This is a genomic window from Psychromonas sp. MME2 (assembly GCF_040566515.1).
Classification (GTDB): Bacteria; Pseudomonadota; Gammaproteobacteria; order Enterobacterales; family Psychromonadaceae; genus Psychromonas.
Map to the genome: position 1 here is coordinate 24,032 of NZ_JBEWXI010000014.1, position 14,852 is coordinate 38,883.

At 39.8% G+C, this 14,852-nt stretch carries 13 protein-coding genes and 4 pseudogenes; 6 read left to right on the plus strand and 11 right to left on the minus strand.

Translation table 11 applies throughout. The features are described 5' to 3' along the window. The first annotated feature begins 90 nt into the window (after nucleotides 1-90). A pseudogene (gene cysG, locus AB1A03_RS14755) lies at nucleotides 91-1,508 on the plus strand (siroheme synthase CysG). Nucleotides 1,509-1,616: 108 nt separating this feature from the next. On the opposite strand, the gene AB1A03_RS14760 reads toward cysG, so the two are convergent. The 3 genes from AB1A03_RS14760 to AB1A03_RS14770 all read right to left on the minus strand — a co-directional run bounded on the left by AB1A03_RS14760 (nucleotide 1,617) and on the right by AB1A03_RS14770 (nucleotide 4,243). Then, nucleotides 1,617-2,975 carry a sensor histidine kinase gene (locus tag AB1A03_RS14760; RefSeq protein ID WP_354625386.1) on the minus strand — a complete coding sequence of 453 codons (1,359 nt, stop codon included), beginning with the start codon at nucleotides 2,973-2,975 and terminating at the stop codon, nucleotides 1,617-1,619. Beyond that, on the minus strand, nucleotides 2,944-3,621 hold the full coding sequence (locus tag AB1A03_RS14765; protein ID WP_354625387.1) for a winged helix-turn-helix domain-containing protein: 678 nt from the start codon (nucleotides 3,619-3,621) through the stop codon (nucleotides 2,944-2,946). The genes AB1A03_RS14760 and AB1A03_RS14765 overlap by 32 nt, the downstream gene beginning before the upstream one ends. Before the next feature lie 97 nt (nucleotides 3,622-3,718). Further along, nucleotides 3,719-4,243, minus strand: coding sequence for a PepSY domain-containing protein (locus AB1A03_RS14770; protein ID WP_354625388.1), 525 nt, complete (start codon nucleotides 4,241-4,243; stop codon nucleotides 3,719-3,721). 222 nt (nucleotides 4,244-4,465) lie between these two features. Here AB1A03_RS14770 and fbp point away from each other — a divergent pair. Beyond that, a pseudogene (fbp, locus tag AB1A03_RS14775) lies at nucleotides 4,466-5,470 on the plus strand (class 1 fructose-bisphosphatase). Between the two features lie 3 nt (nucleotides 5,471-5,473). Here fbp and hemW read toward each other — a convergent pair. The 7 genes and pseudogenes from hemW to AB1A03_RS14810 form a co-directional block, all read right to left on the minus strand. Next, the gene (gene hemW, locus AB1A03_RS14780; RefSeq protein ID WP_354625389.1) at nucleotides 5,474-6,616 is read right to left on the minus strand and encodes a radical SAM family heme chaperone HemW; all 1,143 of its coding nucleotides are present in this window, start codon (nucleotides 6,614-6,616) and stop codon (nucleotides 5,474-5,476) included. Between the two features lie 64 nt (nucleotides 6,617-6,680). Further along, nucleotides 6,681-7,284 (minus strand): annotated as a pseudogene (locus AB1A03_RS14785) (XTP/dITP diphosphatase). Between the two features lie 13 nt (nucleotides 7,285-7,297). Further along, complete coding sequence (locus tag AB1A03_RS14790) at nucleotides 7,298-7,738, minus strand: DUF4426 domain-containing protein (protein ID WP_354625390.1); 441 nt, start codon at nucleotides 7,736-7,738, stop codon at nucleotides 7,298-7,300. Then, nucleotides 7,722-8,033 carry a DUF167 family protein YggU gene (yggU, locus tag AB1A03_RS14795; protein ID WP_354625391.1) on the minus strand — a complete coding sequence of 104 codons (312 nt, stop codon included), beginning with the start codon at nucleotides 8,031-8,033 and terminating at the stop codon, nucleotides 7,722-7,724. The genes AB1A03_RS14790 and yggU overlap by 17 nt, the downstream gene beginning before the upstream one ends. Continuing rightward, on the minus strand, nucleotides 8,033-8,575 hold the full coding sequence (locus AB1A03_RS14800) for a YggT family protein (protein ID WP_354625392.1): 543 nt from the start codon (nucleotides 8,573-8,575) through the stop codon (nucleotides 8,033-8,035). The genes yggU and AB1A03_RS14800 overlap by 1 nt, the downstream gene beginning before the upstream one ends. 24 nt (nucleotides 8,576-8,599) lie before the next feature. After that, nucleotides 8,600-9,424, minus strand: a complete 825-nt coding sequence (gene proC / locus AB1A03_RS14805) for a pyrroline-5-carboxylate reductase (protein ID WP_354625393.1) — start codon at nucleotides 9,422-9,424, stop codon at nucleotides 8,600-8,602. Between the two features lie 26 nt (nucleotides 9,425-9,450). Continuing rightward, on the minus strand, nucleotides 9,451-10,149 hold the full coding sequence (locus AB1A03_RS14810; RefSeq protein ID WP_354625490.1) for a YggS family pyridoxal phosphate-dependent enzyme: 699 nt from the start codon (nucleotides 10,147-10,149) through the stop codon (nucleotides 9,451-9,453). 21 nt (nucleotides 10,150-10,170) lie between these two features. Here AB1A03_RS14810 and AB1A03_RS14815 point away from each other — a divergent pair, with 21 nt between their 5' ends. From AB1A03_RS14815 to yaaA, 3 genes are all read left to right on the plus strand, one after another. Then, a complete protein-coding gene (locus tag AB1A03_RS14815) occupies nucleotides 10,171-11,205 on the plus strand; it encodes a type IV pilus twitching motility protein PilT (protein WP_354625394.1) in 1,035 nt (344 codons plus the stop codon). Nucleotides 11,206-11,218: 13 nt separating this feature from the next. Then, nucleotides 11,219-12,334 (plus strand): PilT/PilU family type 4a pilus ATPase, encoded by a 1,116-nt coding sequence (locus tag AB1A03_RS14820; RefSeq protein WP_354625395.1) that lies wholly within the window; start codon nucleotides 11,219-11,221, stop codon nucleotides 12,332-12,334. 74 nt (nucleotides 12,335-12,408) lie between these two features. Continuing rightward, nucleotides 12,409-13,182 carry a peroxide stress protein YaaA gene (gene yaaA, locus AB1A03_RS14825; RefSeq protein WP_354625396.1) on the plus strand — a complete coding sequence of 258 codons (774 nt, stop codon included), beginning with the start codon at nucleotides 12,409-12,411 and terminating at the stop codon, nucleotides 13,180-13,182. 87 nt (nucleotides 13,183-13,269) lie between these two features. On the opposite strand, the gene AB1A03_RS14830 is transcribed toward yaaA, so the two are convergent. Further along, entirely contained in the window at nucleotides 13,270-13,455 is a 186-nt protein-coding gene (locus AB1A03_RS14830; RefSeq protein ID WP_354625397.1) for a hypothetical protein, read from the minus strand. 447 nt (nucleotides 13,456-13,902) lie between these two features. Here AB1A03_RS14830 and AB1A03_RS14835 point away from each other — a divergent pair. Beyond that, nucleotides 13,903-14,815: pseudogene (locus AB1A03_RS14835) on the plus strand (aldo/keto reductase). Nucleotides 14,816-14,852: the final 37 nt, after the last annotated feature.

The following is a 14,852-nucleotide window of genomic DNA, read 5'->3' on the forward strand; positions in this document are numbered from 1 at the left end:
TACAATAAGTAATTACTTTTCGCTATTTTATCTTTGTGAGATATTTCTTTATAGTGTCGGCTTCATAATACTATTAATGAGTGACTTGCTATGGATTACCTACCCATTTTTACCAAACTCGAAAACCGTCCCTGTCTTGTCGTCGGTGGTGGGGATATTGCCTTTAGAAAGGTGCACCTGTTGCTTAAAGCCAATGCTGATGTCACTGTTTGTGCGCCTGAAATTGATAGCCGTCTATTGCAAAAAGAGAAAGATCAGCAATTAAAAATAATCCGTCAAAATTTCAGTACTGATCTGTTACAGGGCAAATGGTTAGTTATTGCTGCAACCGATAAGCGCGATGTTAATGAACAAATTGCAAATGCAGCTAATGCCTTACAATTGCTCGTCAATGTGGTCGATGACCCAGAACTGTCCAGTTTTATTATGCCCTCTATCGTGGATCGCTCCCCTATTATTGTGGCGATTTCAAGTGCAGGTACAGCTCCCGTTTTAGCGCGTTTAATTAGGGAGCGATTAGAAGCGTTACTACCTATGCATTTAGGGCGGTTAGCTCGTATTTCTGGTGATTTTCGTAACCGTGTAAAGGAAGTGATTGGTAATCCTTCTTTACGTCGACGTTATTGGGAAAAATTATTTGCTAACGGGCAATTAGGTCATTTATTACAAAAAGGGCAAACAGCAAATGCGCTTGAGTTAATGGAAAAAACATTAACGGAAGATGTTACACAGGGAGATGTTGCTTTGGTTGGAGCAGGGCCAGGTGACCCATCGTTATTAACATTAAAGGCATTACAGCTTATGCAGCAAGCTGATGTCGTATTATATGATAGGTTGGTTTCTGCCGATATTTTAGATTTAGTGCGTCGTGATGCTGATTTGATTTCCGTTGGTAAGGAAGCTGGAAATCACGAAGTTGAGCAATCAAGAACCAATCAAATGTTGGTGGAATTTGCTAAACAAGGTAAAAAAGTGGTGCGTTTGAAAGGGGGGACTCCTTTATTTTTGGCCGTGGTGGAGAAGAATTAGAAGAGCTCGTCGCCGCGGGGGTCGCTTTTCAAGTCGTACCGGGCATTACCGCCGCTTCAGGGTGTAGTGCCTATGCGGGGATCCCTTTAACACATCGTGATTATTCTCAATCTGTTACCTTTGTAACAGGGCATCGTAAATCAGATGGCAGACAACTTAATTGGCAAGCCCTCGCAGCTCCCCATCAGACATTAGTCGTTTACATGGGATTAATTCAGTCTCAGGAAATACAAAATCAGTTACTCAGTTTTGGGCGTTCACCCGATACGCCTGTAGCCTTGGTTAATCGGGGCACAACCTCAGACCAGCAGGTGGTTATTGGAAAACTATCAGAATTAACTTTATTAGGTGGTGGCTTACAAGGTGCGACATTGATGATCATTGGTGAAGTCGTCAGTTTGGCCGAAAAATTGGCTTGGTTTGAGCCAGAGGGTAATCATAAGTTATCTCGAGACCCATTTTTAGTGAATCTTTCTTAACGCCTTTTATGAAGTAGCATGGGATAAATTCCATGCTACTTCAAGATGCTAGGCAGAAAATTGAAGTAGCTATGCAGTATCGATTTGCTTATTCCTAGTTGAAGTTATTTAATGCGTATCAGTAAATTCAATAACCACCTTTAAGCCGGGATTGTTGTCTAGGAGTTTTATTTTACCATCATGCAGACGCACGATCGCTTTGACTAGTGACAGGCCAATACCAAAGCCCGCTATATTTCTACTCTTTTCAATGCGGTATAGGCGTTGAAATACTTTTTCTTTTTCACTATCGGCAATTCCCTGACCATTATCGCTAAGCGTAAAGCCTTTGTTGCTGATATCAATGGATATTTGTGCAAACTCTCCTGCATATTTACAGGCATTTTCGAGTAAATTATAAACGACTCTGAACAATAACGTCGCATCACCCTGTAGTAAACAATTTGCACCAGTAATGTGTAAGTTTTGTTGTTTTTCTTCTATGAGGGGGTGGATTAAATCAATGGCATCATTAATCACGTCATCGAGACATACTAAAGTAAAGTGCTCTTTTTGCTGACTATGTTCAAGGCGTGTGATCTCTAACATTGCAGTGAAGGTAAATAGAATAGCATCTAATTTCGTTATCATTTTTTGTAAATGGTCGCTATTTAGACCTGCTTTATGTGCATCATTTATATTTTCTTCTATTTGTTGTTTAAGGTGGCTCAGTGGGGTACGTAAGTCGTGTGCAATCGCATCGGTCACTGTGCTGATGGCATTAAAAGAGTCCTCTAGGCGAGATAACATGGTATTAATATGTCTCGCCATGTCATCATATTCATCGGCATTAGAGGAGATTGGAACTCGAGCGGTCATTTCTCCTGCTTCAACGCGTTGTGCAATATTATTAAATGTACGGATCCTTTTTAATACACGTCGAGAGAAAATAAATCCTGTAAAAATACCCAATATCAATGCAGATAATAGTGCCACGAGAGACGCGTTAAGAAATTGTGTTTGTAAATTGTAAAGTGATTCGTCATCGTTGGCGATAAATAGTGTGCCCGTTGATATATGTAAAATACAGCCACTAATCAAACGTAATTCATCGTATTTTTCTAACCAAATAGGGAAGCGAGAGAGCGTTGGACAACTATTAATATAAGTCGGAATGGAGCTTAATTGACCGTAGGTATTTCCCTTATGCCTAAAAGTCAGTATGTATTGTCTAGAGTTAGCTGCATGCATCTCAAATTGTTGAATGAAATCATTGAGCTCAAGTTGCTTAGCTAAGAGCTTTTGCTGTTCAACAAGGTTTTCCATTTGTACTATTTGATTGCGTTTTATTTGCCCGACACTCAATTGGTATAAAATAATCAGCAAAAGGCTAACAACACAAAGTAGCAGGGCGGTGTATAAAGAGGTTAAACGCCAGATGGAACTCGCTTTTAGGTTATTTCTCCACCATTCTGTAACCGACGCCACGCACTGTCTCAAGTAAGGGGGGATAACCATCTAGCTCTACCTTTTTACGTAAACGTGCAACGTGCACGTCAATAACATTGGTTTGTGGATCAAAATGATAATCCCATACCGCTTCAAATAGCAAGGAGCGAGATACCACTTGCCCCGCATGCTCCATTAAATAGCGTAATAATTTAAACTCTTTGGGTTGTAGAGGAACCTCTATTAATCCACGATATACTTTATGGGAAAGTAGATCCATTTTTAGATCAGAGACTTGGATAGTGCTTGATGGCTGTGTACCGAGTACACGACGCTTAATTAATATCTCAATTCTGATTAATAACTCAGATAACGCAAAGGGTTTAACGAGGTAATCATCGCCTCCTTCTCGTAGTCCTCTGACACGCTCTGATACACTATCTAATGCGCTTAATATTAAAACGGGTGTTTTGTTGTTGGCATTTCTGAGGGTTGATAATACCGATAAACCATCTAATTGCGGCAACATGCGATCCAACAGGATTAATTGGTAATCATGTTCAAGTGCTAAAAATAAGCCATCTTTACCATTATCAGCAAGGTCTACTTGATACCCTTGTTCTTGCAGTGCCTTTTGTAGGTACTGACGAGTAGTGAGGTTATCTTCGACAACTAAAATTCGCACAAGTTATCCTTCTATCGTTTATAGTCATGTTCTATCAATATACGTGGTCTGTCGTTATCGCCCAATGATGAAAATCGGGCGAATTAATCATAATCAACTATTTTTTCATAACGGGAACCATCTCGCCCGTTTCAACATCAACAATAATGCGTTTTCGCCCATTTTCATCGTACAGTTTGAATTTATAAAAAGTGATCCCTTTTTTATTTTTCAATTCAAATTCAACTACTTCAGCATTATATTTTTGTCGCACCAGTGTCAGTGTAGATTTTAGATCGAACTTAGCAGCGGTTAGTGTGTTCACCGCTTCTTTTTCATCACTTTTTAGGTTAGTGGTTTTCTCTTTTAATATACTACCATCTTCATTGCTTACCTGCAGTTTGTACTTTTGTTCACTTTGCAAATTAACTATCTCAAATTCATAGCTAGCTTGCCCTCGATGATCGTCTACTTCAAATTCAACAATGCTACCTTTATACTCCTGCGATACCTTCTCAATTGCCTGCTCTACGGTGAATTTAGCATTTTTTAATGCCAGTACAGAAAGTGCATCATCATCAGCTAATGCCGTAAAGGAGGCTAATGCAATGGTTACGCCGCAAATTAAACTTTTTAATTTCATGTTTTGTTTCCTATAGTTATTTGATGAGAAAATTGTAGCGCATTGATCAGATTGAAAAGGTGGATGAATCATTACAAAAAGTTAATCTTTGCCTATTTGTTTGCACTCATTAGCGCATCATTTTGAGGGTGATTGTATTCGCCTTTTATTTTGTTAACTTTTTCGATGGTCGAATATATAGCGTTGGATATCAGCGACACATTATATTATAGGGAGTAGAAAATGATCACCTTAGGCGAATATATCATTGCACAACAAAACGAATACCCTAAAGCGACGGGTGAATTATCTTTACTGCTAAGTTCTATTCGATTAGCTGCGAAAGTCGTTAATCGGGAAATAAATACAGCAGGGCTAGTCGATATTATTGGCGTAACCGGCCTTAAAATGTACAGGGTGAAGTACAGCAAAAAATGGATCTATTTGCTAACAATGTGTTTAAGTCTGCATTAGAAGCGAGAGGAGAAGTCTGTGGTGTTGCATCGGAAGAAGAGGAAGATATTATTATCTTTGATAGTGAGCGCAGCGTAAACAGCAAGTATGTCGTATTAATGGATCCGCTTGATGGCTCATCGAATATTGATGTTAATGTCTCTATCGGTACTATATTTTCTGTTTATCAAAGGCTTAGCCCGTTAGGTGAACCCGTTGTATTAGACGATTTTTTACAGCCAGGTATACGCCAAGTCGCTGCGGGGTATATTATTTATGGTTCATCAACCATGTTGGTTTACACAACGGGAAATGGAGTGCATGGCTTTACTTGCGATCCATCATTAGGCGTTTTTTACCTTTCCCATGAAAATATCCAGATCCCTGTGACTGGCAAAATATACTCGATTAACGAAGGTAATTATCTTAAATTCCCCGATGGTGTTAAGAAATATTTAAAACATTGCCAAAGATCGAACCCGCATCAAATCGTCCCTACACCTCTCGTTATATTGGCTCATTAGTCTCTGATTTTCATCGTAATTTATTAAAGGGGGGGATTTATATCTACCCTTCAACGGCCTCTGCACCAAAAGGAAAATTACGTTTATTGTACGAATGTAATCCAATGGCATTTTTGATTGAACAGGCTGGCGGTCGTGCCAGTGATGGCTTTAATCGAATTATGACCATAGAGCCTACGGAATCCATCAACGTGTCCCCTTTTTCTGCGGTAGCTCTGAGATGATGGATGATGTTGAAGGGATGATGGAAAAATATTCCCCTCAACATTAAAAATTATTCCATAAATAGCGTCAATAGTTCATTTAAGTAGCGGTGACCAAGCTCAGTTACTTGCCAGTTGTCGCTATTTTTTACCAATAAATTTTTATTGATCGCGGCAGTTATCGCTGGCTCTATGGTTGCAACGCTTAATCCCGTGTAAGCTTCAAACTCTTTAAATGGGATTACCTCAAATAGTCGTAAGCGATTCATCATATATTCAAAGGCGATTTCATCTTTGGCGACGACATGAGTGTGATCGATAAATGGACGAGACTTATCTAAATAACCCTTAGGGTGTTTGATTTTACTGCTGCGAATGATTTTATTTTCAAGTGGCAAGGTTAACTTACCATGGGCGCCACAGCCAATACCGATATAGTCGCCAAAGCGCCAATAGTTAAGGTTGTGCTGGCAGGCGAAACCCGTTTTGCAATAACCTGATATCTCATACTGCTGATAACCATTCTCTGCGAGTAACTTAACACCTGCCTCTTGAATCTCCCAGAGAAGCTCATCTTCAGGTAATTTAGGGGGATGTGAAAAATATTGGGTATTGGGTTCGATGGTTAATTGATACCAAGAGAGGTGTGTTGGTTGTAATGCGATGGCAGTTTGTAAATCTTCAAGTGCATCAGTAAGTGTCTGTTCAGGCAAGCCATGCATCAAATCTAAATTAAAGGTTTTCATACCTACTGCGGTCGCTTGTTTCGCGGCATTAACGGCTTCCTGTGGGCCATGGATTCTACCTAATAGCGTTAGTTTTTGTTGCTGGAAGCTTTGTACACCAAAGGAGAAACGGCTAATTCCCGCTTTCTTAAAATCGCTTATTTTCTGATTTTCAATCGCCCCTGGATTGGCTTCAAGGGTGATCTCTATCTCTTTTTTAAAGGGAATTTTCTGTTTAATTTCAGTAAGCAACCATGCTATCCCTGACGCTGAAATTAAACTCGGTGTACCGCCGCCGATAAAAATGCTCTCTAATTGACGACCTTGCACATAAACTAACTCGTTATTTAGATCATCGAGAAGTGCCTGCAAGTAGGCTTGTTCTGGGATCGTACCCTGTAATTTATGGGAATTAAAATCGCAATAGGGGCACTTTTCAATACACCAAGGAAAATGAATATAGAGGCTTAAAGGGGGTAACTGTAGCATTTAATAACCTAATAATGTGCACAATAGCCCTTACCTCATGGTAGGGGCAATAAATAGTCAGCGATTAACCCAACTGCTCTTTGAGTAACTCTACAAGCATTGCCAAGGCTTTACCGCGGTGGCTTAACTCCCCCTTGCGTTGCTTGCTTAGCTGTGCCGATGAACACTGTTCACTTTCGACCCAAAAGATTGGATCATAACCAAAGCCATTTTTACCTTGCATTTCATTACTAATTACCCCCTCCCATGTACCTTGGCAGATAATGGGGGTCGGATTTAAAGCGTGACGCATATAAACGAGTACGCATTGAAAACGAGCGCTGCGTTGATCTGCACTAATACCCTCTAATTTACTCAATAGTAGATCTATATTATCTTGATCGGTGGCATTTTCACCTGGCAAAACGAGAGGAGTAGATACCGGGTTGACCATTTAAAAAATCGACCTCTAAACCAGAATCATCGGCAATGGCTGGCAGACCTGTTATTTTAGCTGCGTGGCGCGCTTTGATAATGGCATTTTCAACAAAGGTTGTACCTGTTTCTGGAACCTCTGCAACGTTAAAATGACTTTGTGGTAAGACTTCAATTGAGAAGCTATTAAGCAGTTCGCTCATCTCCTTGACTTTACCTTTGTTACCTGTGGCTAAAACCCATTTTTTTTTCATAATTTGCCTGTTTTTACTCTGTATAAAACTTGTGTTGGAACTTAAGTGTATTGGTTGTGTTGGCGCTTTTAATTGCAATGGAAAAGTTTACAATTTCTTCATTGCTAAAGGGATAAGTAGCAATGTAGTAAATAGCCTCTCCTTCTCGTATCTCTTTGAAATTTAATGTTTCTACTTGCCCGATAAGATTTTTACCTGTGCCAGATAACTGTGCTGCAACGGCTTTTAAGTTGTCATTTTCATCCAGTACGGAAATATTAATCAAGCCAGTAAATTTGCTGCGTTTTATACCATATTGCTGAGCAATTTCTGGCTGTAAAAAAGTCGTTGGTAGGGCGATATAGTGCACCTGTAAATTAGCAAAGCGAAGGGATTGCTCTGCAAAAGTTATCGAAGAAAATAGCGAAAAAGCGGTTAATAGAGAGGCAATTAACAGTCTATTTAATGTCAACATGGTTCATCCTTGTTATTAAAAAAGGGGGAATCTGTTTGGGATTTTGAATGCGCACTAATTTATGGCGATTTAATGATCCTTTTTCTACGATGACCGCACCCTTAGGGACTTTAAACTGCTTACTAAGAAATTTAATTAAGTGTTGATTCGCTTTACCATCTATCGGAGGTGCAGTAATCATCACTTTAAGCTCATCTCCTAATAAACCGACAAACTTATCGCAACTCGCCTTCGGTTGTAAAACAAGACGCAGTAGAAGATCTTCTCCGTCTTGTTTTAAGTAATTCACACTCATTAGAATAGCTGTTGCAGTAGGTCATTGATTAGCATTTCTAAAAATTGCAAGCCGAGTAACACCACTAGCATCGATAGATCCAGCCCACCCATAGGAGGAATAAAGCGTCGTACTGGTGCAAGTAGCGGTTCGGTTAATTGAATCATCACTGCTTCAATTGGGTTATGGCCGCGACTAATCCAACTGAGAATGGCACGTAAGATCAATACCCAAAAGAGTAGTTTAAATACAGCGGTTATGAAAATAACCAATGCTGATACAGCGACAATGAAGGGAGTAATCGAAGCGCCGATAATTAAACTTAAACTAATAACTTTTAATGCTGCTACACACAGAGCAAAGACGATCGTCGCCGTATCCCAACCACCCAAGCTTGGTATAACCCGACGTAACGGCGCGACAACCGGTTGCGTCGCTTTAACGATAAATTGGCTAAAGGGGTTATAAAAATCAGCACGAGCAACCTGTAACCAGACTCGTAGCAATACCACCATCAGATAGAGATCAAACAGAGTATTGACTAAAAAATTAACAGCATTCATTGGATATTCTCTCTTTTTGTAAACTTAAAATAACTTTTCCATCTCTACACCACGGTCAGCAGCTGCTTGCATGGCCTTAGCGACGGTCTCTTTTAATGTTAATTCGTTCAATGTGCGCACCGCTTCGGCAGTTGTGCCTCCCTTTGACGTGACATTTTCACGTAATGTGGCGAGACTAATTTCACTATTTTCTTTGACCATTTCTGCACTACCTAATGCAGCTTGCTGTACGAGTAAACGTGCTTGCTGTTCAGTAAAGCCCATCTCCATTGCTTTTTCTTGCATTGCTTCCATAAACAGAAAGAAATAAGCAGGAGATGATCCTGATGCGGCAATAACCGCATTGATCATCGCTTCATCTTCAACCCACAGTGTTTCGCCGACTGCTGCCATTAATTCACCAGCAAAAGCTTTGTCTGCATCGGTGACTTGCTGTGAAGCAAATAAGCCCGTCATCCCTTTTTTCAAAAGTGATGGGGTATTTGGCATAGTACGAACGATCGCACTGTTTTCACCCAATAACGAGTGTAGACGTTGTACTGAAATACCTGCAGCAATCGAGATAATGAGTTTTTGACTAAAATCGATTCCTTGTTCTGCTAGGTCTTGGCAGACCGCTGGCATTATTTGTGGTTTTACCGATAAAACGATGACATCAGCCCATTGTGTTGCTTGGTTGTTATCTTGGCTTGTTTTTACTGCGTATTTATCTGCTAATTTCTGTGTATTTGCAATGTTTGGTTCACTCGCACAAATTAAATCACTCGGGTAACCATCTTTAACTAGACCGCTGATTATGCTTGTCGCCATGTTGCCCGCACCAATAAATGTAATTTTTTTGTGTAACATGTTAATTCCTTTTTTAAAAATAAAAATCAGTCTCTACGACCGAAAATATCACTACCAATTCGTACCATGGTACTACCGCAACGAATTGCGCTTTCTAAGTCGCCACTCATTCCCATCGACAACGTGTCTATATTAGGAAATCGCTGTTGTAGCTGTAAATAGATGTTATGGAGCTCTTGGAACTGTTTTTCAAGGCGTAGTTGATCGCTGGTATTTTCGGCGATCGCCATGATTCCACGTAGTTTTAAGCGTGGTAATGTACTTACTTGTGAAGCTAGCTCAATAACTTGCGATAAAGTAGTACCCGACTTACTTTGTTCTCCGCTAATATTAACCTGTAGGCAAATATTAAGTGGTGCTAACTCACTGGGACGTTGATCATTTAAGCGTTGTGCTATTTTCATTCGCTCAACACTTTGTACCCAGTCAAAATTTTCAGCAACAAGGCGTGTTTTATTGGATTGTAATGGGCCAATAAAATACCAATAAATCGGATCTGAAAATGCCTTATCAGTTTTGATTTGTTGGATTTTTTCTACGCTTTCTTGCACGTAATTTTCACCAAAATGGCGTAAACCAAAGTCATAAGCCTGTTTGATTAGTGCAACAGGCTTGGTTTTACTCACCGCTAATAGCTGAACCTGCTCAGGATTTCTGTGTACTTGTTGAGCTGCATGCGCTATTTTTTGTTTAACGTTTGTTATTTGTTGAAAAATATTGTTCATCATAAATAGGATTTTTAAATTATGGATATTACAGAGTTATTAGCTTTTAGTGTAAAGCATAATGCATCAGATCTACACCTTTCTGCTGGCGTTCCTCCAATGATCAGGGTAGATGGCGAAGTTCGCAAGATAAATATACCAGCTTTAGAGCATAAAGAGGTGCATAGTCTAATTTATGACATTATGAATGATAAGCAGCGTAAAGATTTTGAAGAGCAGCTAGAAACCGATTTTTCATTTGAAATTCCAGACTTAGCCCGTTTCCGTGTTAATGCATTTAACCAAAAACGAGGCGCTGGTGCGGTATTTCGTACCATCCCAAGCAAAGTATTAACATTGGATGATTTACATGCACCCGCGATTTTTAAGAAAATATCTGAATTTCCCCGTGGTTTGGTTTTAGTAACAGGGCCTACGGGATCGGGTAAATCAACGACACTCGCAGCGATGATTGATTATATCAATGAAAGTCGTCATGAACATATTTTGACCATCGAAGATCCGATCGAGTTCGTGCATGAAAGTAAAAAAGCGCTGATTAACCAACGTGAAGTCTATAAAGATACCCTTGGTTTTGATCGCGCCCTTAAAAGCGCCTTGCGTGAAGATCCCGATGTTATTCTGGTCGGTGAGATGCGTGATTTAGAAACCATTCGTTTAGCATTAACAGCCGCTGAAACGGGCCACCTCGTATTTGGAACATTGCACACCACATCCGCAGCCAAAACCATAGACCGTGTTATCGATGTATTTCCTGCGGCAGAAAAAGGCATGGTGCGATCTATGTTATCTGAGTCATTACGTGCGGTTATTTCACAAACGCTATTAAAGAAAAATGGCGGTGGTCGTGTTGCTGCACACGAGATCATGCTTGGTATCCCAGCCATTCGTAACCTTATTCGTGAAGATAAAGTTGCACAAATGTATTCGGTTATTCAAACTGGGATGGTGCATGGTATGCAAACATTAGATCAATGTTTACGTAACCTAGTGAGCCAGGGGCAAGTTTCTCATGCAGATGCGGCACAAAAAGCATCTGACCCTAAAACTTTCTAACAAGGATTAAGTCATGTTAACGGCATTACTGCATAAAGCATCGATAACAAAAGCGTCTGATCTTTTTATCTCCGTAGGGTTACCTGCAACGATGAAAGTGAATGGTTATTTAGAGCAAATCAATGATCAAAGCTTAACCTCTGCGGAGGTTTATCAACTCTGTGAAGAGGCGATGGGGGCACAACGATTCGCTAAATTCAAGATTGAAAAAGAGTCTAATTTTGCTTTAAATACGGTTGAATCTGGGCGTTTTCGTGTTAGTGCCTATATGCAAAAAGAGCAACCTTCAATGGTTATTCGTCGCATTGAAGGTAATATCCCAAGTTTTGAAGAGTTACACCTGCCGCAGCAATTAAAAGAAACTTGTATGGCGAATCATGGCTTAATTCTCTGTGTGGGTGCAACGGGCTCTGGTAAGTCAACAACGCAAGCTGCGATGATAGGATACCGTAATGAAAATGCCGCAGGGCATATTTTAACCATTGAAGATCCCATTGAATTTGTGCATCAACATGGGCGTTCGGTGATCACTCAACGAGAAGTGGGTATTGATACCGATAGCTTTGAAAACGCATTGAAAAACTCATTACGACAAGCACCTGATGTTATTTTGGTGGGGGAGATTCGTAATCAGGAAACCATGGAGTTTACCCTTAATTTTGCGGAAACAGGACATCTCTGTTTAGCAACATTACATGCCAATAATGCTAACCAAGCACTTGATCGCATTATGCATTTGGTTGATAAGGATCGTCATCGTCAATTTTTATTTGATTTATCGGTAAATTTACGTGCGATAGTTGCACAGCAGTTAGTGCCTACTGCCGATGGCAAAGGACGGCGTGTCGCATTTGAAATTTTATATAATACCCCGACCATGGCTGATGCTATTCGTAAGGGAGAGTTCCATGAGCTTAAAAATATTATGAAAAAATCGACGGAACAAGGTATGAAAACCTTTGATCAATCTCTATTTGAGTTATATGAGAGAGGCATTATTGGTTATACGGAAACCTTGGCGCATGCCGATTCGGCTAATGATGTTCGCTTAATGATCAAACTACACTCAACGACCGATAAAAAAAGTTTTAGCGCAGGCGCGTTAGATGATGTGACATTAGGGTTTTAATATCATCGTAAGAGTGCGTAACGCTGCATGATGGCTGTTACGCACGGTCATTATATTACTGTTTAGGAGTAACAATGTTAGTCGTACTTTCCCCTGCTAAAACATTAGATTTTGTCACGTCAGCGCCAATATCGACTTTTTCTCAAGCGCAATTATTAGCAGAGAGTGAGTTATTGATAGCACGCTGCCAACAACTATCTATGCAGGAAATTGCCTCATTAATGAAGGTGAGTGACAAAATTGCAGGTTTGAACCTTGCTCGTTTTGCGCAGTGGCAATTGCCATTTTCACCCGATAAGGCGAAACAGGCTATTTTTGCTTTTCAAGGAGATGTTTACACTGGTTTGCAAGCCGACACGTTATCTACAACTACCTTGCAATATGCACAGCAACATCTATGTATACTCTCTGGTTTATATGGTGTTTTAAGACCATTGGATTTAATGCTTGCTTATCGCTTGGAAATGGGGACGCGATTAGATAATGAGCGAGGTAATAACCTCTATCAATTTTGGGGGAATTTAATCACAGAGACTATCAACCAATCGCTTGCTGAGCAAGGTGATGACTTACTTATTAATCTAGCATCAAATGAGTATTTTAAATCCGTCAATAAAAAAGCGCTGCAAGGGAAGATTATTACCCCTGTTTTTAAAGACCAAAAAAATGGTCAATATAAAGTGATTAGCTTTTATGCTAAAAAAGCACGGGGATTAATGGCGCGTTATATTATTGAACAGCAATTAACGGAAGTTAAACAGTTAACCTCTTTTGATGTCGATGGTTATTATTTTGTTGCTGCGGAATCAACCGAGAGCGAGTTAGTTTTTTATCGAGACGAAAAGTAGCTCGTAATAATACAATAGCGAGTAAACAGAGTCGTTATATTAGCGACTCTGTTTACTTAGTCATTATTAACGCTAGTGAGTTATAACTTAGTTGTAACCACGAATAAATTCATGAGTGACTATATCAGCGCATAACGTTTCAAAGGTTGGCGTCAATTTCTTTGGCTCTCTTTTATTTCCAGCTGGAGCTTGTTTAAGCTGAAAGGCTAAATGATTGGTACAATCATTTAGTAATGGGGTGTTAAAAGTTGTATTGATTGTATCTTTGTTCATAGAGTGCACTCCTCAGCTACATATAAATATATGTAACGGATCTAAAAATTGCTAGTTATTATTACTAGCTATTGTTTACTGGTTAAAGCATTATTAATGCCAAATTATTGGATAAAAGTAATTATTGATGCGTTTCCTTTTACTGCTTTTATTTGCAATAACCAGCTTCTTTTTCACACCCTTGCCCATGCGCGTAATATAGTTCCTTTTGCAGGATTTTCCTACAAAATAAACATATATTTTACACAAATTGTATAATTATTTTGATCTGCGATAACGTTTAATAATTGCCTTAAGTAAGCATAAAAGCGACAACGAATGTTATTTGTGTCGGAAAGGCGACAATTTATTAATTGAGTTACTTTGTATCTAAGTGTAACCCTTGTATTGCTATCTTATTTTAATGCTAACCTTAATGGTAATATTTATGTTTAGTTGGAGTTTGTTATGAATTGTGTAGAAAAAGTATTGATGGCACCACAGGGGCCTGCGTTTTCTCAATTAGTGCAGGGGTATTGGCGTTTAGGCGCTTGGGATATGAACGCACAGGCGCGTTTATCTTTTCTTAAGGCGCATGTGGAAATGGGGATTACAACCGTTGACCACGCTGCGATTTATGATGCGGGTGGTTGTGAATCACTATTTGGTGAAGCATTAAAACTCGACCCTGCGATGCGCGATCAAATTGAAATAGTGTCAAAATTTGGCATTAATGGAATTGCTCAAACGCCCGGAAACAGCGTGTTTCTCACTATGATAGTAGTAAACAGGCTATTTTAGAGTCGACCGACAATTCATTACGTCGTTTAGGTGTGCAACAGTTAGATACCTTATTAGTTCACCGCCCTGATTTTTTGATGGATGCAGATCAAGTTGCGGAGGCTTTTAGCGAACTAAAACAAAGCGGTAAGGTGAAACATTTTGGCGTGTCAAACTTCACCGCAGCGCAGTTTGATTTATTACAATCGCGTTTAGATGCACCTTTGGTTACTAATCAGGTTGAAATTAATCCTATGCACTTTGCGGTGCTTGAAAATGGGGTTTGCGATCAGTTACAACAATATCGTGTTCGTCCAATGGCTTGGTCATGTTTAGCGGGTGGAGGTATTTTTAGTGAGCAGACAGAACAGGCGAGAAGATTACGCGGCACCTTAACTGAGCTTATTGATGAATTAGGGGCTACGTCAATCGAACAGGTAATTTTTGCATGGGTCTTAAAGCATCCGTGCAATCCGGTGGGGATTATTGGATGGGAAAAATCGACCGTGTTAAAGAAGCGGTTGGTGCATTAGCACTACAGATGAATACTGAGCAGTGGTATCGAGTTTGGGTTGCATCGAAAGGTTTTGCGGTTCCATAAAAAGCTAAACAAAGACTTGCTAGTGATCCTACTAACA